Origin of the sequence: Bradyrhizobium sp. LTSP849 (assembly GCF_000938255.1) — a bacterium.
Classification (GTDB): domain Bacteria; phylum Pseudomonadota; class Alphaproteobacteria; order Rhizobiales; family Xanthobacteraceae; genus Bradyrhizobium.
Genome location: NZ_JYMR01000002.1, coordinates 184,743 through 202,170 on the forward strand (window position 1 = coordinate 184,743; position 17,428 = coordinate 202,170).

At 61.2% G+C, this 17,428-nt stretch carries 25 protein-coding genes; 11 read left to right on the forward strand and 14 right to left on the reverse strand.

Annotation, left to right across the window (positions count from 1 at the left end):
- Positions 1-8: 8 nt before the first annotated feature.
- The gene (locus tag UB31_RS02125; RefSeq protein ID WP_045009628.1) at positions 9-620 is read left to right on the forward strand and encodes a GNAT family N-acetyltransferase; all 612 of its coding nucleotides are present in this window, start codon (positions 9-11) and stop codon (positions 618-620) included.
- A 59-nt stretch (positions 621-679) separates the two neighbouring features.
- Here UB31_RS02125 and UB31_RS02130 read toward each other — a convergent pair whose 3' ends face one another.
- From UB31_RS02130 to UB31_RS02155, 7 genes are all read right to left on the reverse strand, one after another.
- Positions 680-985 (reverse strand): hypothetical protein, encoded by a 306-nt coding sequence (locus UB31_RS02130; protein WP_045000231.1) that lies wholly within the window; start codon positions 983-985, stop codon positions 680-682.
- Between the two features lie 84 nt (positions 986-1,069).
- Positions 1,070-1,369, reverse strand: coding sequence for a putative quinol monooxygenase (locus UB31_RS02135; protein WP_045009629.1), 300 nt, complete (start codon positions 1,367-1,369; stop codon positions 1,070-1,072).
- A 24-nt stretch (positions 1,370-1,393) separates the two neighbouring features.
- Positions 1,394-2,080 (reverse strand): DUF2161 domain-containing phosphodiesterase, encoded by a 687-nt coding sequence (locus tag UB31_RS02140; RefSeq protein WP_045009630.1) that lies wholly within the window; start codon positions 2,078-2,080, stop codon positions 1,394-1,396.
- A gap of 194 nt (positions 2,081-2,274) precedes the next feature.
- A complete protein-coding gene (locus UB31_RS42440; protein ID WP_082078372.1) occupies positions 2,275-2,529 on the reverse strand; it encodes a ParE family toxin-like protein in 255 nt (84 codons plus the stop codon).
- Positions 2,526-2,723: a hypothetical protein gene (locus UB31_RS02145; RefSeq protein WP_045009631.1), complete on the reverse strand. Its 198-nt coding sequence runs from the start codon at positions 2,721-2,723 to the stop codon at positions 2,526-2,528. The genes UB31_RS42440 and UB31_RS02145 overlap by 4 nt, the downstream gene beginning before the upstream one ends.
- A gap of 53 nt (positions 2,724-2,776) precedes the next feature.
- Positions 2,777-3,457 (reverse strand): SDR family oxidoreductase, encoded by a 681-nt coding sequence (locus tag UB31_RS02150; RefSeq protein WP_045001099.1) that lies wholly within the window; start codon positions 3,455-3,457, stop codon positions 2,777-2,779.
- Positions 3,458-3,480: 23 nt separating this feature from the next.
- Positions 3,481-4,224, reverse strand: coding sequence for a tyrosine-protein phosphatase (locus UB31_RS02155; protein ID WP_045009632.1), 744 nt, complete (start codon positions 4,222-4,224; stop codon positions 3,481-3,483).
- 67 nt (positions 4,225-4,291) lie between these two features.
- Between UB31_RS02155 and UB31_RS02160 the strand changes: the two genes are divergently transcribed.
- A complete protein-coding gene (locus tag UB31_RS02160; RefSeq protein WP_045000224.1) occupies positions 4,292-4,603 on the forward strand; it encodes an MliC family protein in 312 nt (103 codons plus the stop codon).
- A gap of 114 nt (positions 4,604-4,717) precedes the next feature.
- Here UB31_RS02160 and UB31_RS02165 read toward each other — a convergent pair whose 3' ends face one another.
- Positions 4,718-4,933 carry a DUF2735 domain-containing protein gene (locus UB31_RS02165; protein WP_045000222.1) on the reverse strand — a complete coding sequence of 72 codons (216 nt, stop codon included), beginning with the start codon at positions 4,931-4,933 and terminating at the stop codon, positions 4,718-4,720.
- A 535-nt stretch (positions 4,934-5,468) separates the two neighbouring features.
- Between UB31_RS02165 and UB31_RS02170 the strand changes: the two genes are divergently transcribed.
- The 4 genes from UB31_RS02170 to UB31_RS02185 all read left to right on the forward strand — a co-directional run bounded on the left by UB31_RS02170 (position 5,469) and on the right by UB31_RS02185 (position 8,957).
- The gene (locus tag UB31_RS02170; RefSeq protein WP_045000220.1) at positions 5,469-6,503 is read left to right on the forward strand and encodes a glutamine synthetase beta-grasp domain-containing protein; all 1,035 of its coding nucleotides are present in this window, start codon (positions 5,469-5,471) and stop codon (positions 6,501-6,503) included.
- 196 nt (positions 6,504-6,699) lie between these two features.
- Positions 6,700-7,401: a GrlR family regulatory protein gene (locus tag UB31_RS02175; RefSeq protein WP_045009633.1), complete on the forward strand. Its 702-nt coding sequence runs from the start codon at positions 6,700-6,702 to the stop codon at positions 7,399-7,401.
- An 18-nt stretch (positions 7,402-7,419) separates the two neighbouring features.
- On the forward strand, positions 7,420-8,103 hold the full coding sequence (locus tag UB31_RS02180) for a substrate-binding domain-containing protein (protein ID WP_045009634.1): 684 nt from the start codon (positions 7,420-7,422) through the stop codon (positions 8,101-8,103).
- A 32-nt stretch (positions 8,104-8,135) separates the two neighbouring features.
- Positions 8,136-8,957 (forward strand): tetratricopeptide repeat protein, encoded by an 822-nt coding sequence (locus UB31_RS02185; RefSeq protein ID WP_045009635.1) that lies wholly within the window; start codon positions 8,136-8,138, stop codon positions 8,955-8,957.
- A gap of 1 nt (position 8,958) precedes the next feature.
- Here the strand turns inward: UB31_RS02185 and UB31_RS02190 are convergent, their stop codons facing one another.
- Positions 8,959-9,417, reverse strand: coding sequence for a hypothetical protein (locus UB31_RS02190; protein ID WP_045009636.1), 459 nt, complete (start codon positions 9,415-9,417; stop codon positions 8,959-8,961).
- Positions 9,418-9,699: 282 nt separating this feature from the next.
- Between UB31_RS02190 and UB31_RS02195 the strand changes: the two genes are divergently transcribed.
- Complete coding sequence (locus UB31_RS02195; protein ID WP_045009637.1) at positions 9,700-10,404, forward strand: hypothetical protein; 705 nt, start codon at positions 9,700-9,702, stop codon at positions 10,402-10,404.
- Positions 10,405-10,518: 114 nt separating this feature from the next.
- Positions 10,519-10,956 carry a hypothetical protein gene (locus tag UB31_RS02200; protein ID WP_045009638.1) on the forward strand — a complete coding sequence of 146 codons (438 nt, stop codon included), beginning with the start codon at positions 10,519-10,521 and terminating at the stop codon, positions 10,954-10,956.
- A 166-nt stretch (positions 10,957-11,122) separates the two neighbouring features.
- Here UB31_RS02200 and UB31_RS02205 read toward each other — a convergent pair whose 3' ends face one another.
- Positions 11,123-11,905 carry a Crp/Fnr family transcriptional regulator gene (locus UB31_RS02205; protein ID WP_045009639.1) on the reverse strand — a complete coding sequence of 261 codons (783 nt, stop codon included), beginning with the start codon at positions 11,903-11,905 and terminating at the stop codon, positions 11,123-11,125.
- A 267-nt stretch (positions 11,906-12,172) separates the two neighbouring features.
- On the opposite strand from UB31_RS02205, the gene UB31_RS02210 reads away from it, so the two are divergent.
- From UB31_RS02210 to UB31_RS02220, 3 genes are all read left to right on the forward strand, one after another.
- The gene (locus tag UB31_RS02210) at positions 12,173-12,730 is read left to right on the forward strand and encodes a dihydrofolate reductase family protein (RefSeq protein WP_045000206.1); all 558 of its coding nucleotides are present in this window, start codon (positions 12,173-12,175) and stop codon (positions 12,728-12,730) included.
- A gap of 174 nt (positions 12,731-12,904) precedes the next feature.
- Entirely contained in the window at positions 12,905-13,618 is a 714-nt protein-coding gene (locus UB31_RS02215; RefSeq protein WP_045009640.1) for a hypothetical protein, read from the forward strand.
- Between the two features lie 313 nt (positions 13,619-13,931).
- Complete coding sequence (locus UB31_RS02220) at positions 13,932-14,438, forward strand: hypothetical protein (protein ID WP_245305933.1); 507 nt, start codon at positions 13,932-13,934, stop codon at positions 14,436-14,438.
- A 137-nt stretch (positions 14,439-14,575) separates the two neighbouring features.
- On the opposite strand, the gene UB31_RS40155 is transcribed toward UB31_RS02220, so the two are convergent.
- The 4 genes from UB31_RS40155 to tnpA all read right to left on the reverse strand — a co-directional run bounded on the left by UB31_RS40155 (position 14,576) and on the right by tnpA (position 17,393).
- Entirely contained in the window at positions 14,576-14,947 is a 372-nt protein-coding gene (locus UB31_RS40155) for a Crp/Fnr family transcriptional regulator (RefSeq protein ID WP_245305934.1), read from the reverse strand.
- A gap of 7 nt (positions 14,948-14,954) precedes the next feature.
- Complete coding sequence (gene tnpC, locus UB31_RS02230) at positions 14,955-16,583, reverse strand: IS66 family transposase (RefSeq protein ID WP_044999807.1); 1,629 nt, start codon at positions 16,581-16,583, stop codon at positions 14,955-14,957.
- Positions 16,584-16,653: 70 nt separating this feature from the next.
- Positions 16,654-17,001 carry an IS66 family insertion sequence element accessory protein TnpB gene (gene tnpB, locus UB31_RS02235; RefSeq protein WP_044999806.1) on the reverse strand — a complete coding sequence of 116 codons (348 nt, stop codon included), beginning with the start codon at positions 16,999-17,001 and terminating at the stop codon, positions 16,654-16,656.
- Positions 16,998-17,393: an IS66-like element accessory protein TnpA gene (gene tnpA, locus UB31_RS02240; protein WP_044999804.1), complete on the reverse strand. Its 396-nt coding sequence runs from the start codon at positions 17,391-17,393 to the stop codon at positions 16,998-17,000. The genes tnpB and tnpA overlap by 4 nt, the downstream gene beginning before the upstream one ends.
- Positions 17,394-17,428: the final 35 nt, after the last annotated feature.

Sequence of the window (17,428 nt, forward strand, 5' to 3'; positions counted from 1 at the left end):
AAGTAGACTTGGGACTTGAAGACACGACCCGCACGAAATCCGTTCCGGGCTATGTGCGGACGCTGAGCCAGCAGGAAGAATTGCCGCTTCTGCGCGATCACCTGCTCCGGCTCGATGCCGCGAGCCGGCACGACCGTTTCAACGGCTTTCTCGACGACAGCTTTATCGAGCGATACGCCGCCCGCTGCGCCGAGGATGGTACCGTGATCGTTGCCTATATCGTCGACGGCGTGGTCCGCGGTGCGGCTGAGCTGCATCCGGCGGAGGATGATTCGCTTCCCGAAGTTGCCTTCAGCGTGGAAGCCTCGGCGCGTCGCCAGAACGTCGGCACGATATTGTTCAGCCGCCTGATCGCGGAAGCGCGCTGGAAGGGCTTCAAGCGTCTGCGCATCACCACGGGCGCCGAGAATCACGCCATGCGCGCGCTCGCCAAGAAGTTCGGCGCGAACCTGCAATTCCGCCATGGCGAATCAACCGGAACGATCGATCTCGGCAAGACGCCCGAGGCCGAGCTTGCTGATCTTGCCGCGGCGCCGTTCACGGCCAGCCGCGCCTTGCTCAACTTCAACTCGACCTGCTGGAAGCTGATCTCCAGCATGTACGGCAATCGCGCCGCCTGAATCAAAAAGCGGACCGGCAAGGCCGGTCCGCTTTGATATCCTTTAACGAAATAGAGCGCTTACGTGCCGGTGCGCTTGTCGTTGCCGAAGCGGCGGACGACGCGGCGTTCGACCACGACCGAGCGCTGCGCGCCCTGTTCGCCGGCGATCACGCGGGTGGAGGTAATGCGGCTGTTGGTGCGGACCTGCTTCTTGACCTCGGCCTGCACGACATCAAGCGGCATCCCCATCAATGATGCGGCGATCTCGGCCTGCTGCTCCTGATCATCGGTAATGCCGACGGCGGCGAAAATCGCCTCGTCCAGGGTGGGCGGATCGTGACGCACGCGCCGCGTGCCGTACTTGGTATTCCAGTCTGCGCTCATAGGGGCCTCGTTTCGATCCGGGATACCTAGTGCCGCTTATGTTGCATTGCAATATGAAATCGGTGTGGCATCTCAGCTATGCACTCAAAGCTTCTCAAGCCGGCTGGCGTCGTAAAGTTCGAGCGTGGTTGGGCCTGCGGCGAGTGAGCGCAAGGCCCGCACGATTTCGCCGGACGCTGATACCGCAAAATGTGCGGCGAGAGCTGCGCGGTCGGCCCATTGCTCGAAGAAGACCAGCTTGAGCGGATTCTCGCAGTCGACATGCACCGCATGGGAGATGCAGCCGGGCTCCTGTCGCGAACGATGGACGTGTTCGAGGCTGAGGCGGCGCGCCTCGTCGAAGGTCTCGGGCCGGGCCGTCACGCTTCCAGTCACGACGATCATGCGAATTCCCCGATGTGAATGCCGCTAGGGCAGGGATGCCTCGCGCACGGTGTCCTTCATTGGTGCCTGCGGCCAGCGTCTCAGCGCCGCGTGTCCGGCCTCGGTGAGCCCGTAGATTCCGCGCTCGGCGCGTTCGAACCAGCCATAGACATTATGCAGCAGAATCTTGCCGGCATCGGGGCAGCGCTCGCGCAGTTCGCGCACGGGCCGCGGTCCTCCGGCAAGTGCCGAGGCGCAGCCCAGCGCCTGCTGGCGATAGGCGGTCATGATCGGCGTACGCGTGCTGCCGCCGAGCACGGGATCGCCCTGGCGGCGCTGATGTTCGGCGACGAGGCGCGAGCGTGTTTTCGGCTCGCGGCGCGGTGCCGCCGTCGGCGGCTTCACCAGCACCTCGACCTGGCCGCGGTCGGTGACCCCGAGCATACCGAAGCCGAGGCGTCGGCAGAGATTGCGATAGCGCGCATCACTCTCGCGCCCCTTGCCGCGCGACGACATTTTTGCAGCGATCCAGACTTCGTCGCCGGCCGGTGCGCGGTCGACCGCTTGCAAAATCAGTTCGAGATTGAAGGCGAGCTTGAGCTCGCCAATCACAACCACGGGCGGATCGCCGGAGCTTAGGCCAACGAGATCGCAGCCGCCAATCTCGCCCTTCACGGTGAAGCCGAGCTCTTCGAGAAAGCGTTTGACGGGAACGTAAAGCGCGGTTTCCACAAGACGTCCGATCGGAGAATCAGTTGCCGGCAGTTTAGCCCGGATCGGACTCGGGCTGACGGGCCATTTGATGGGAACAGATGGTGCGGTTATCTTGCGCGCGGGGACCGATGAGATCGCCTATGGCGCTCGCGGGAAAGCAGAGCATCCGCTTCAGGGGCAATCTGCGGCTATTGGTGTCGGATTGACGCCTTTCAGCCTATGAGACGGTCGTAGTCCGCGTGCGAGCCGATCCAGAACCAGACATAGGTTCCATCGGATTCGACGGCCAGCGCGCGATAACGCAGTCCGACTCTGGCGGACCAAAATCGTCCGACCCGTTTGAATTGAAGCGAGGGATGAGTAGGGTCGTTCTTTAAGAGTCTGAAGTTGGCATCGGCCAGCCGCTGAACACCGGCCGGCAAAGCCACATAAGCCTTCCAGAATCTCGGCGACGCCGTGTGTTTCACAAGTCGCGGGTTTGGCCGGCGCGATAGGCGCTCAGCGCCTCCTCGGCAAAGGCATCGAGCTTGCCCGCCTGGGCGCTTTGCTCCAGGGCCCTATCAAAGCGTTCTGCGTCGAACTGCTCGAACCATGCACGAAACCGCGCCAATTCGTCAGGTGCAAGTCGTTCGATCGCTCGTTCGATATCTTCGGTTGTCATTGTTCAAATATAGCAGTGTAGGGGGCCCGGGAAAAGATGCCTGGCCACCGAGCCTACACCCGGCCGCTCACCGGGATCAGCGCGCCAGTGACGCCGCTTGCCGCATCGCTCGCGAGGAACAGGATCACTTCAGCGAGTTCCTGCGGCGTCACCCATTTGGAGAAGTCCGCTTTCGGCATGTCGGCTCGGTTGGCCTTGGTGTCGATGGTCGAAGGCAGCACCGCGTTCACGGTGACCTTGCCCTTCCATTCACTGGCCAGTGCTTCGGTGAGGCGGTGCACGCCTGCCTTCGACGCTGCATAGGGCCCCATGCCGGAGCCCGCCTGGAGCGCGCCCATGGCGCCGATGTTGATGATGCGGCCCGCTTTCGAGGCAGCAAGGTGTGGCAGCGCCGCGTGCGAGGCGTTGAGGGCGGTCATCACGTTGAGCGCATGCATGCGCTGCCACGTCTTGATGTCGCCGTCGCCGACGGTCTCGAAGGCAAAGCCGCCGGCGATGTTGATCAGCGCATCGAGCTTGCCGAAATGTTTGGCCGCCGTTTCGACGGCCGTCTTCGCCTGCGCCGGGTCGGACAGATCGACTCCGCCGATCTCGATGCGCTCGTTCGTGGCTGAGACTTGCGAGGGCGCATGATCGATGCCGGCGACGCGCGCGCCGCGCGACTGTGCGATCTCCGCGACGACTTTTCCAAGCGCGCCGAGCGCGCCGGTTACGATCAGAACTTTGTCTTGCATCATCGATCTCCCGGCCCCGCCGCCTACGATTGCAGATAGCGCGCCTTCAGCGCGGTCCGTTCTGCTGTGCCGAGCTGGAGGCCGTCGCGCAAGTAGGTTTCGAGGTCACCATATTCGCTGCCGACGGCCTCGAAAGCCGCCGCGAGGTAAGAGGCCTCGACGGAACCGATCGCGTTGAGAGCGTCGGCGGGCAAATCCGCGGCGCTCGACACGTCGCGCTTGTAGTACGTGTTGGTCAGCAGGTAGTCCTCGGCAATGACGTCGTCGGGCACGCCGAGCGCATGCAGGATCAGCGCGCTGGCAAAGCCGGTGCGGTCCTTGCCGGCGGTGCAGTGGATCACGAGCGGCGCACTGTCCTCCAGGAGATGGCCGAACAGGTTGCGAAAACTACGCGTGTTGTGGCGGACATAGTTGCGATAGGACTCGCGCATGATGTCCAGCGCGACCGGAGCGGTCAGCGTGCCCCTGGCGAGTTCGGCGCGCAGTGAAGCCACCACCGTCGGCTCGATCGGCAGCGAGTGCACGGTGATCTCGTTGACCACACAGACGCCGGCCGCACGCTCCTCGACGCCGCGGAAATCGAACGCGCTTCGGACCCCAAGCGTGCGGACGATCTCGATGTCGGCGGCCGTGAGCTGGCCGAGATGGTTGGAGCGGAAGATTTGCCGCCAGCGCGTGGTGCGGCCGTCGGCAGTCGGATAGCCGCCAAGATCGCGAAAGTTGCTGGCGCCTTGCAGGCTGAGGTGGCGGGCGAGGGAGTCTGACATAAGATCAGCCTAAGTTATTGCGATCAGCTTTTGCGATGTTGCTTGTGGGCTATTACAGGGGGCGATCATGGACCGGCACAAGGCCATTGTTTTGGCTATCACCATGCTGGCGGGCGGAATTTGCCGCACACAGCAGGCCGATGCGCAGACCTTTCAGACCTATCGCTGTGTCGATGGTACGCAGTTCATCGTTGGGTTTTATGACGACGACAAGCGCGCCTTCCTCCAGATCGACGGCGAACCGGTAACGCTTGCCAAAAGGCTGACGGTCTCGGGCGCGCGCTATTCGGGGGCGGGAATCACGCTGTTGATTGGCAAGACCGGGGCGACCACGGTCAGGCATCTGAAGCGGCCGGTGACGGCCTGCGCGGTGATCTGAACGGCGTTGTCGCTGCAAGAATCAAAAAGGGCCGAAACTTCGTTGTTTCGACCCTTTTTCAAACTTCCGCCGGGCGCTTGTGAGGGCGCGGCGGTACTGAACCGAACGCAGGCATTAGCGATCCCATTTCGGCTTGGCTTCATCGACGGCCTCCTGATGGTACCAGCTGCCGCTGCAGATCGTCTCGTTCACGGGAAGCGAGAGATGATTGGCGGGAAGGCCGGTCTCACCGTAGCGGCGCCCCCCGAGAGCCGCGCGGCCCCCGACAGGGAATTGGTAGATCTGGGCTGAGGCTGAGCCAGAACCTTGGCTCAAACTATTGTTCATCATTTCTGTCTCTCCTGACGCCGAAGCGCTTACCTCCATGGTGCGCCCGACTCGTTTTCTTGTGGTTACCGGACTCTCCATATCGGCCGTGCATCTCGAAATGCAAAGTGCTGAAAAGGAAATCATTGTTGGCCTAATTTGTGGGCAATAGCGGTTCTGCACCCTCCAAGGCACCGGTGGGGTGACTAACGCTTGAGCCGTTCCGAAGGTTGCTGGAACAAGGCAGCCGACTTCGCAAAAATTACGAGCGATTGGCGCTGGTTTAGTCGCAGGTTGGGATTCAACCGCAGGTGCTTCAGAATCGTGCGATTTCAGCGGGATTTTTGCGGTGCGGGGTAACGCAAAGGTGCGCTGCTTTGACGCACGCGCCTGTGGATCGTCACTGAAGAAATCGCGCCGCCCGAGGACCGGGGATAACCTACCGCAGTGCGGCCTTTTGGCACGTTAAATGCTTGTAAACGGACGGCCGATGTTGGCCGGGAAACAACGTGCGGGGGCCTTCGGCCCCCACCTTTCGCATCATCTACAGAGAGGCTCAATGACCAAGTATAAGCTCGAGTACATCTGGCTCGACGGATATACGCCGACTCCGAACTTGCGCGGCAAAACTCAGATCAAGGAATTCGCGTCGTTCCCGACGCTCGAGCAGCTCCCGCTCTGGGGCTTCGATGGCTCCTCCACCCAGCAGGCCGAAGGCCACAGCTCCGATTGCGTGCTGAAGCCGGTCGCCGTCTATCCCGACGCCGCGCGTGAGAACGGCGCGCTCGTGATGTGCGAAGTCATGATGCCCGATGGCAAGACCCCGCACTCGACCAACAAGCGCGCCACCATCCTCGACGATTCCGGCGCTTGGTTCGGCTTCGAGCAGGAATACTTCTTCTACAAGGACGGCCGTCCGCTCGGCTTCCCGGCTTCGGGTTATCCGGCGCCGCAGGGTCCATACTACACCGGCGTCGGCTACTCGAACGTCGGCGACGTCGCCCGCAAGATCGTGGAAGAGCATCTCAATCTCTGCCTCGCGGCCGGCATCAACCATGAAGGCATCAACGCGGAAGTTGCGAAGGGCCAGTGGGAATTCCAGATCTTCGGCAAAGGCTCCAAGAGGGCCGCTGACGAAATGTGGATGGCTCGCTATTTGATGCTGCGCCTCACCGAGAGCTACGGCATCGACATCGAGTTCCACTGCAAGCCGCTCGGCGACACCGACTGGAACGGCTCCGGCATGCACGCCAATTTCTCGACCGAGTATATGCGTACGGTCGGCGGCAAGGAGTACTTCGAGGCGCTGATGGCGGCCTTCGACAAGAACATCATGGACCATATCGCCGTCTACGGCCCGGACAACGACAAGCGTCTGACCGGCAAGCACGAGACCGCGCCCTGGAACAAGTTCAGCTACGGCATTGCCGACCGTGGTGCCTCGATCCGCGTTCCGCATTCCTTCGCCAACAACGGCTACAAGGGCTATCTGGAAGACCGCCGTCCGAACTCGCAGGGCGACCCATACCAGATCGCTTCGCAGATCCTGAAGACGATCTCGTCCGTGCCGACCGAAAAGAAGGCGGTCGCCTAAGATCCTCCCGGCCTGGGCTGGGGGGCTGGCCCGGGTTGACTCTCAATCCGCCGGAGCTGCAAGGCTCCGGCGGATTTTTGCATTCTGATGACAGCGCTTGTTGTGGGTCTGCCGGCCATGCCGGCATCAAGCCTGTCCATCGCGGCCCAAACCGGGATAGAGTGTCCTCGGATGCGCGCAGGGCCGGGGACGGCTGGTGTTTGAAGGCTTCTACAAGGTACGATTTCAGCTCGGCGACAGTGTCGGCCGGAGCGTGATGCATGCTGGCCGCGGCAAGATGCTCGGCGGCAATTCGGCCTTTGCCCATATCGGCAGCTACGAGAAGACCGCCGACGGCGTCGACATCGTCATCAAGACCGTCCGCCACAATCCCGATCCGAACTATCGCGCCATGGCCGGCACCGATGATGCGACGCTGATCGCAAAGGGTTTTGCCGACGGCGATCTCTATCGCTTCAAGGGCGAGCTGAAGGAGCTGCCCGGCGTTCCCTTCCAGTCGCTGATGACGCCGATCAAGGAAGACGAAGTGCCGATCGCCGGTGGCATTGGCGAGGCCGGCATCGCCGATGGCCTCTATTCGATTCACCTGCGCATGCTCGATGGCCTCGACGGCGGCCTCACCGGCGTGATGCTGCTGAACCGGGGGCACATCCTCGGCGGCGATGCCTCGTTCTATTATCTCGGCAGCTACACCGCTGCGAACGGCCGCTGGAAGGGCCAGATCCTCAATCAGGAGCACACGCCAGCCAAGGACGATCCGATCTTCGGCGGCCACGAGGTCGGCATCGGCTTTTCCGGCAGCTATGACGCAGAGCAGGCCGTGCTCGAGGCCACCGCGCTTGCCGGCAAGCGCAGCCTGCGCCTGACCGCCGCGCTCAAGCTGATGCACCGCGCCTGATCGTTACGGGAATTGCACATGGAAAAAATTCGCATGCTCTCGACGCTCGGCCTGATGGGCGCGATGCGTAGCCTGTCCTCGGCATACGAGGCCGCTAGCGGCGTCCGCATCGACGCCGATTTCGCGCCGACCCAGGCGCTGCTGAAGCGGCTGCGCGAGGGTGAGGCCGCCGATCTCGTGATCCTCACGCGCGAAGGCCTCGACGAAGTCATCGGCGAAGGCCGTGTGGTCGCGGCGAGCGCGGCCGATCTGGCGCGCTCCTATGTCGGCATCGCGGTCAAGGCAGGGCATGCGCATCCCGATATCACAACCGAAGCGGCGCTCCGCAAGACGGTGCTGGCGGCACGATCCGTCGCCTATTCACGGCTCGGTGCGAGTGGGATCTACTTTGCGCAGCTGATCGAGCGGATGGGGATCGCGGCCGAGATCAACGCCAGGGCCACCATCGTGCAACAGGGCTTTACCGCCGAGCGGCTCGTCAGCGGCGAGGCCGATCTCGCCGTGCAGCAGATCAGCGAGCTGAAGCAGGTCGACGGCATCGAAGTGGTTGGCCCGATCCCGCACGATTTGCAGACACCGGCCGTGTTTTCCGCCGGCCGAATGGCGAACGCAACGCATGCTTCGGCGGCCGATCGGCTGCTGCGCTATTTGGCATCGCCCGAAGTCGCGCCTGTGCTGCGCGAGTCCGGACTCGAGCCTTGAATTTGCCGGGACGTGGACGCAACTTGAAGCCCATGCGGATCTATCTCTGTGCCATCCTTGTCGCGCTCGCAGTGCCTGTCGCAGCGCATGCGCAATCGGCCGACCTCGTCCTGTGCGATCGTGTCGCCGCCGATCCCAGCGACCCGGACAAGCCGGCCGACGTGAAAGGCGTGGCGGAAGTCGCGGCTTCCGACGTCGCGACGGCCATCAAGTTCTGCAAGCAGGCTGCGCCATCCTCGCGCCGTGCGATGTTCGCGCTTGGACGTGCCTATGCGGCCAACCGGCAGACGGCGGACGCGATCGCCGCCTGGCGCAAGGCCGCCGACAAGGGCTCAAGTGCGGCGATGGTCGAGCTCGGCGTGCTCTACGGCACCGGCTCGGGCGTCGCCAAGGACGAAGCGCAAGCGCGAAAACTGTTCGAGAAGGCGGCGCAGGCCGGCAATCCCCGCGGTGTCTCCAACCTCGCAGCGCTCGGCAGCGCAGGCGGTGCGGCGCCGGCGGACCCCGCGCAGGCGCGTGCGCTGCTGGGGCGGGCGGCGGAGACCAACGCGGAGGCGCAGTACCAGCTCGGCCTGATGCTCGCCAATGGCAATGGCGGCGAGAAGGATGACGTCGCGGCACGCGCGATGTTCGAGAAGGCGGCGGCGCAAAACCATCCCGGCGCGCTGGAGCGGATGGGTGCCTTCGCGCAGGAAGGCCGTGGCGGCCCGAAGGACAAGGACGCCGCCAAGGCCTATTACGAGCGTGCGGCCGCGCTCGGCGACGAGGATGCCAAGAAGGCGCTGGAACGGCTGCGCTGCCCTTACGCGATCAAGGACAAGCAGGGCAAGCTCGTCACCACGCTGTGCTTCTAGCTCACTTCATGTAGTAGGCGAGATTGTTGCGGGCGTCGCGATAGGTCGTCTCGAGGAAATCAGGATATTGCGCGGCCGCCTGCGCCACCGCGCGCACGATGCAGTCCCAGAAATCGCCATCCCAATTGAAATGCGCTTCCGCCGCGCCCTCGAATTTAACGGCGGTGATGATCGCCTGCCTGATCGCGTCGTCACTGGCGTGCGGATGCGCGCGCTTCAGGTAGTCGAACATCGGCCCTTCATGCGCATGGTCGCGCTCGTAGCGGTATTTCGCGCTGAACTGCTCCGGCGTGAGGGTGCGATTGATGCGGATCTCTTCGGCAGTCGGGCGCCCCTCGATGGAGTCCAGCCGGTAGCGCCAGCGCCAGAGCTCGAATGCGGCATCGAGCAGCGGCTGCTTCGCCGCGCTGGCGACGATCGATGCGATCTGCTTCTCGGCTGACGGCTCTGTTTGGTTCATGCCGTTCTGTCGCGCGCTCGCGCCGTCAGGTTCGAGCGCCGGTCCGGATCGCCCAAAACAAAAAGGTCGAAAACAACCCCATGCACAGTAGCCAAGTCGTTGAAATCGCTTATTTCGTATTTTACGAAGGATGGTTTGACCCGTCGGGCAAAACAGGGGCATGATGGCATCATGCAAAGATTGGCTCGGCGCGGAGCCCCTGCGCGCAAAAGCCGGATGGCATAGGTGCGGGGGCGGTGCTAGGTACCTTGCGATTCCCTTTTATTTTGCGGGTCGATTGCATTGCTGGACGGACTCTACAAGGTTGAATACGGCATCCACGATGGCTTCGGCCGCAGCATCATGTGCCTGCATGACGGCAAGATGCTCGGCGGCAATTCGGCCTTCGCGCATCTTGGCACCTATTGTGAGCGCGACGGCGAGATCATCGCCGAGGTCATCACCGAACGGCATAACGACGATCCCCACCACAAGCCGCTGATGGGGGCCGATGTCGCCTCGATCAGTGCACGCGGCCGGTTGATTGGCAGCCAGATCCGCCTCGAGGGCAGCGCGGACACCATGCCGGGCGGCAACTTCTGGGCCATCCTCACGCGGCTCGACGACGGGGCGCTGCCGCCACGCGGCACGATCGGGGAGGGCGGTATTGCCAACGGGCTCTATGGAATGAGTCTGCGCGCGCTCGACGGTGTCGATGCCGGCCTCTCCGGCGTGATGCTGCTGATCGACGGCCGCATCCTCGGCGGCGATGCGTTCTTCTATTATCTCGGCTCCTATTCGTCGACGGACGGCCGCTGGAAGGGCGAGATGCTCAACCAGGAGCACACGCCGGCGAAGGGCGACAATCCCGTGTTCGGCGGCTACGAGGTCGGAATCGGCTTCTCGGGCATCTGCACGTCGGATAGCGGCGAGCTTGAAGGCATTGCGCTTGCGGGCAAGCGCAGCCTGCGGCTCGCGGCGTCGCTCAAGCTGATGCGAAGGGCGTAGGGCGTCTACTCAAAATTCTGGGTGTTCGCTTGCGAAGGTAGAGCAGGCCTGACTTGCGGCGATGTCGGCAAGTGACTCATTGCAGACCTTAAGAAGACTTGGCATCGTGGTGCGATGATTAGCGATCAGCGTGCAAATATGCGTACATGGAAGATGACAAGGCTTTGCGCGCTTTGTTTGATCGTTGGTTGTCTTGTATTCGACCGGGCAGAGGCCTGCGCGGTGGCTAGTTCGCAACGTGGCGTGCTCTTTGACCATATTCCCGAAGGAATCGACGCGCCAGTAATCGTCGAGGTGACGATCGTCAGCAGAGAAGCCGACATTAGCTCTCCGGACCATACTCCATTGGCAATGATGAGTGCTTGGGTCGAAAGAGTCGTGAGGGGAACACTCGATAGCGACGCGTTAAAAGTCGTTACCTACCTTAGCACTTGTACCAGAATTGGCGTAGGTCATGGTTTCGTGGCCGGCACGCTCGATCATGATGCTCAGCTTGGGCCCAAGCTGATTGCGATACAGCGATCCCATGAGATTCTGACGCAAAGACGATGAATTCGGTCCATCTTATCGAAGTCTGCTTAGTGAGGCAGAGCGGGCCGCAATTTGCCCACGTTGAGTTCTTCTCAGTTTGACCCCGAGCGGACGTCGTTGCCTCGCGAGACCTGCACCGCGTCGGGATAGTTCTGTCACCAATAGTGGAGCAATCAAGAGCCAAGTTTCAAGCCGTGCCATCCGCGGCTGGGGTCTGTCGCGCCGCTTTCTCTTGCGCGAGAGTTGCTTCCAGCCGCGAGATGTTTCCCTGGAGGCGCTCGTTGTTTTCCAGCAGACGCTGACTGGTGAGCAGGAGGATGTAGTAGCCGAATTGCTGATCGCTTTGAAAGTAGATTTCAAGCAACCTTTCATAAGTTATAGTCAGGACTTGTCCGTCTTCTATGCACTCGACCGTTCCGGTTCGTCGGTTGTCGGGCGCAAGGAAGCCAAGTTCTCCCATGAGACGCCCTGGCGGAAGCTCGACGCCGATTTCTTTGACGAGAAACTTCCCGGTGACGGTGAGAAACATTTCGGCCGCCGCATCACCCTTCCTAAATAATCGGTCGCCATGGCGATATCTGCGTTCGGTCATGAACGGTTTGAGCCATTCCATCGACACGTCACCTTGCATCGCGTTACGTGCCTTCTTAACGAGCCTGAGCAGTTGACGGAGACGAACGGCATTGACCGGCAGCAACAGCAGATAAAGCAGAAAGGTGGCGACGCTTCCGGAAAGCGCGCCAGAGGTTGCGAAGAATGCACAGCCGACCATATTCGCGACCCGCAGCGGCACCATTCTCTGCATCAGCAAGGTAGCGACAAAGAAGATTGCGCCGACCAAGGCAAACATGTTGGCGAGCGTGATGTTGGCCAGCACAATTTCCAGCAGCCGATCAAACAGTGCGTCGTAGGTGATGTTGTTGGGATCAAGCCCCATTTGAACGAGAATCTTTGCAATCCATTGGATCATCTCTCACAAAGCGGTCAGTATCCCCCGAATATATCCCGGACATTGATGATCGAGGGCGATATTGAAGGCGCTTTTTGTTGCGGCGCATGAGTCCGAAAGTGGCCCTTCGCGACAATTTTCGGCCGCGCTGTCATGTCGGCTCAGAGGGGGATACCGGGCATCACAGAGGTCGGGCTCAACCGACGCGAATGACTTATAGCCGAAGTTGAACATGAACCGCGAGCAATAGCCCTACATCTTTTCGAGCGGATGGCTTAGGCTGGTCGCATGGGACTATTGACCTTCAGCATAAACGTCACCCTGGACGGCTGCGTCGACCATGAGGAGGGAATTGCTGACGACGAGACCCACGCGTTCTTCACCCGCCTTATGGACGAGGGCGGGGCGATGCTGTGGGGCCGCATCACCTACGAGATGATGGAGAGCTACTGGCCGGCGGTCGCTCGCGGCGACGTGGAGGCGCCGCCGGCGATACGCGAGTGGGCGGTCAAGCTGGACGCCAAACCGAAGTACGTGGTGTCGTCGACGCGAACGGACTTCCCGTGGGCCAACAGCCACTCCATCGCCGGCGACCTGCGAACAGGCGTACAGAGGCTCAAGGACGCGACTCCGGCCGGCGTGCTCCTCGGTAGCGGCAAACTCGCAACCGAGCTGGACCGGCTGGATCTGATCGACCAATATCAGCTCCTCGTCCACCCCAGGATCGCCGGCCACGGCCCGACTCTGTACCAGGGTGGGCTGCCCAGTGCACGACGGCTCAAGCTGGTCTCGGCGAAGCCACTCCGCAGCGGCGCGGTCGCTATGCACTATCGGCGCGAGCGCTGACTCCGAGCAGCCTCAACGCCCCCAGCGTCCGCTGCTGGCCCGAAGCGGACCATCGACGCTCAAACAGCCCCTTGAGAAGTTTCGCCGGTCTATTGACGCTTCGGAGAGATTTCACGCTCAACGTGTAGCACTACAGGAGCTGTTCTGGGAGGTCCTATTCATTTGCAGCCTGTAATGATCATTTTTGCGGCGATATCGATCCATGCGTTCCAGCCAGAGCGACGTCCTCTCAGGGGTGTCGTCGCTTCGGCAGCGCTTGTTTCGGTACTTTGGTGTTTCATCCCCTCATTCGCGCAGGACACGACCACGCAGGGTATGCAGACCCTTGGCTCATTCAATTGGAAGAAAGATGCGTCCACTGGGAACGAACTCGCGGCTTCCCGAAGCGATTCATCCTTCAATTATTTTGATATCGGCGACCTCTCATACGATAGCCAGTCTTTGGTTGAGCAGGATCTACGTCGTCTCTCCGCCGCCGCAGGTCTAACAATCGACCACACTCCCGCAAAGAACTCTTCTGTTTCGATCGTTCATGATACGAAGGTCTTCGCGCGGTTAAAGTATGACAAGCCTGCTTTTAAGTCTCTGGGCTTTTCGGATTACGAGATAGAGACCTTGGAAAAGCAGGTGACGTCCGAGAGTCCTAAGTGTCTCACCATGACTGTCACGGATGGAAATAACGGCATTGTTACGACGGTAATTCTGCTGTCGGAAAGATTCAACAGTTGCCTTGTCAGTGGAATGCTTAGTTCATTCGGAATCGCTGCTTCAGACATTAGCGCCGAAACACTGATTGATGTTTGCGTTCTCTACGAAGACGTCGGCGCGGTCTACGGGATCGCCAAAGCCTTACTCGGGAAAATCCTAAACTCCGCAACCTTTGCATAACGAAGGCTGGAGATATCAGGTGATCGGCAAGGGCGACGACGAAGGGGGACGAAGGGGTTCGCAACCTCATGATGCTCTGAAGAGCGATGTCCGGTTGTGGCTCTTAGCCGAAGGTCGCTTGAAGACGTGTCATGTCGGCTCTCAAAGGCAAACCGGACGCCGATCCAGCTTGGCGTCTACTGCCGCTTGTGACCCAAAGCCGGCATTTCGTTGCCCCGCTTCGCTATTCGTTAGGATCGGCGGAATAGCTTTGGGCGTAAAGCTCGGTCCATACCGAGGTTAACGAATGCGAAACGCTTCAGTGACAGCGCTCATGTACGAGTTTCTCTTCGAAATTTATCGAAAGATGGAATACGACCGACAGATAGGCTTTACTTCATCGCTTCCCGATGAAAATGGCACGCTGCATGAAGCATTTTATCACGAAGGTTCGGGGCACTGGGAATGGCCCGCCGGAGCGCTGATCCAAGTCGGCGTCCTGAAGCCACTTCAAGAGCCGAACCCGCCTCGTTGGACAACTCGCTCTCCCGGCCCATCGAAGATTTTTTTCCGACCAATTATGACCTTAGCTGAATGTGAGACCGCTGATTTTTCGAGGTTCGAGACTTTCGACAACTACTGTGTTGCGATGTTCTCCTTTGAGTATCTGCATAGTCATTTCGCGTACCGCGAAGGACTAGTCAATCTCGACATTCGCTCGCATCGTTTTCTGGATGCTGTCGCGTCACAAGACGATATCTTTACAATCGAAAGTCGCGACCACATCCGGTTTGACGAAGCGCGCTACAAAGAAAAAGTCATCACACGAGGGGCGGACTAGATGATCGCAACATACGCCCCAATGCTGGGGCTTAGTTCGAGCGAGGCGATCTTAGAGCTAGGTCTGCTCGTGGCCCATAGCCGCCTGCCGAGCACATCGCTTTTGACCCAAAGCGGTCCCTGGCTTCCGCAAACCCGCTAAGGCGAACCAGGCAGCTCACCTAGCAACTGCCGGTGTTGCTCTTTGACCGTTTCGTAACACTCGCAGGCGCCTTCGCGCAGACCTTCAACGTCAAGTATTTCAATTTTGCCGCGCATGTATTTGATCATGCCGGCTTCTTGGAGAGTGCGCGCTACGGTGGTCACGCTAGTGCGTCGGACGCCAAGCATTTCACCCAAAAATTCTTGCGTAAAAGGAAGATGATCGCTTCCCGATAGATCGCGGGCCCGCAATAACCACCGGCAAAGGCGGGCATCGACTTCATGATTTGCCATGCAAGCCGTTGATTGCTGCGCCTGTGCAAACAAGGTCTGTTCGTAAGCATCCGGCGAAGACCGCGCGCGGGTCATTTTCGGCTCAGGCGGCTTGATCAACGTTCCGGATGGCAGAGCGCCAATTCCATGGCAGCAGTTCGTCGAGCCTTTGGACGGGATGCTCGGCGATGCGCGCCAGAACGTCGGCGAGCCAGGCTTGCGGATCGACGTCGTTCATCTTGGCGGTGACGATCAGGCTGTACATCACCGCCGCCCGCTCGCCGCCGCGATCCGAGCCGCAGAACAACCACGACTTCCGACCTAAAGCGATGCCGCGCACGCCACGCTCCGCCGCATTGTTGGACAGGCAGATGCGGCCGTCATCGAGGAAGCGGGTAAATGCGCTCCAGCGCTTGAGCATGTAGTCCATGGCCTTGGCGACATCGTTGCTGCGCGAGAGCTTGGCGCGTTGTGTGCGCATCCAGGCTTCCAGATCGGCCACGAGCGGCGCGCTGAGTTCCCGGCGAACTGCCTGGCGCCTTTCGGCGCTCTGACCGTTGATGGTCCGCTCGATCTCGAACAGGGCGTCGATCCGGCGGACTGTTTCCAGCGCCAGCGGCGAGATCACTGCCGGCCTCTTGCCCTGAGCCTTGCGACGCGCATTCTCGGCCAGATCAGCCATCACGAAGAACGGCCGCCGGGCATGGACCCAGCACGCGGCTTCCAGGATCGGACCTGCGTTGCGGCCCGGTTCGTAAAGCCTGCCATAGCCGCCATAGGCATCGGCCTGGAAGATTCCGCTGTAGTTGGCCAAGTGAGCCTGGGGATGCTCGCCGGCCCGATCGCGCGAGTAATAGAACACCGCGCCCGGCGGGGCCTGCCCTCCAAAAGGCTTGTCGTCGCGCACATAGACCCAGATCCGGCCGGTGTCGGTCTTGCCTTTGGCCAGGACCGGAACCGTGGTGTCGTCCCCGTGCAATCGCTCGGCGCTCAGTACGTAGGCCTCGAGGCGCTTGAACAAAGGTGCCAGCGCCGCGGTGCAGCCGCCGACCTGGTCGGCCAGGGTCGACAGACTGATCGGCACGCCCTCCTTGGCATAGCGCTCCGCTTGCCGGTTCAGCGGCTGATGTTGACCAAACTTCTCGAACAGCACCATCGCCAGCAGGCTTGGCCCCGCCCAGCCGCGGGCAAGCACATGGAACGGCGCCGGAGCCTGGCTGATCTTCTCGCAATCACGGCAAGTAAACTTCTCGCGGACGTGCTGGATCACTTTCCAGGATTTCGGGATCACCTCCAGCGTCTCGGTGATGTCCTCGCCGAGCTTGGACAGCCGCGCGCCGCCACAGCAGGCGCACGCCACAGGTCCCGGCACGATCACCCGCTCGCGAGGTAGATGCTCCGGGAACGGCTGGCGTGACGGCCGCTTGCGCGTGAACGACGCCACCTTCGTGGTTTTGGCCGCGGCCATTTCGGCGGCGAGTTCGTCCTCCGTCGCCGAACTCTCCAGCTCCTCCAGCGTCAGTTCAAGCTGATCCAATAGCCGCGCGGTACGCTCCGAGCGCGGACCATGGCGGTCGCGGTTGAGTTTCTCGATCTGCAGCTTCAGATGGGCGATCAACGCCTGGTCGTCGGACTGCCGGGCACGGGCGGCCGCAGCCTCCGCCCGAGCAACGATCAATGCCGCTTGCAGCGTTTCGATGTCGTCTGGCAGCGATTCAAGGCCGTCACCCATGGCCCCGATGGAATCACAAAAGAGGCGATTTGAGGCGTCTTTTCTTCCGCACCTCAGAACTTTTTTGAGCCTATCCTGCGCTCTGTGGCCGCCACGTGTGCTGCGGATTGCGCCAGTCGATCGCCTCCAGCAGATAACTCATCTGCGCCGCGCTCAGCCCCACCACACCGCCCACCGTCGCCGGCCAGACAAAACGGCCACGGTCCAACCGCTTCGCGTAGAGCGACAATCCAATTCCATCGTGCCACAAGGCCTTGATCAGCGAACCGCCGCGTCCGCGGAACACGAAGACATCTCCGGCGAACGGATCGCGACCAAGGCTTTCCTGCACCAATAATGACAAACCCTGCATGCCCTTGCGCATGTCAGTGTAGCCGGTCGCAATCCAGATGCGTGCGCTCGAAGAGACTGGGATCATCGACGCTCCAGAACCTGCAGCACCCGCGCCAGGGCGGCCGCATCGACGCCCGCATCGACAATCACCCGACGATCCCGGCCAACGACGATCACCATCTGCCCGCTCGTCGCTGTGGCAGCAACCGCCGGCTCGACCTCAGCGGCAAGGACGACCCGCGCAAAGCCGGATTGCTCGCTTTGAGGGCTGATCGGCTCGGGACCGAACGAGCGCCGCCATGTCATCAGCAACGAACGTGATATGCCATGGCGTCTTGCTGTCGACGATATCGCGCGCGGCGCTTGAAAGCTTTCGGTCACGATCCGCAGCTTTTCGTCATCCGACCAGCGTCGCCGGCGACCAGTCTCGACCACCTCAAGCCGTTCAAGCTGAGTACTGCGCTTATGGCTGTCCATAAGGACTGTTACGCACCAATTGGACTAATCCAACA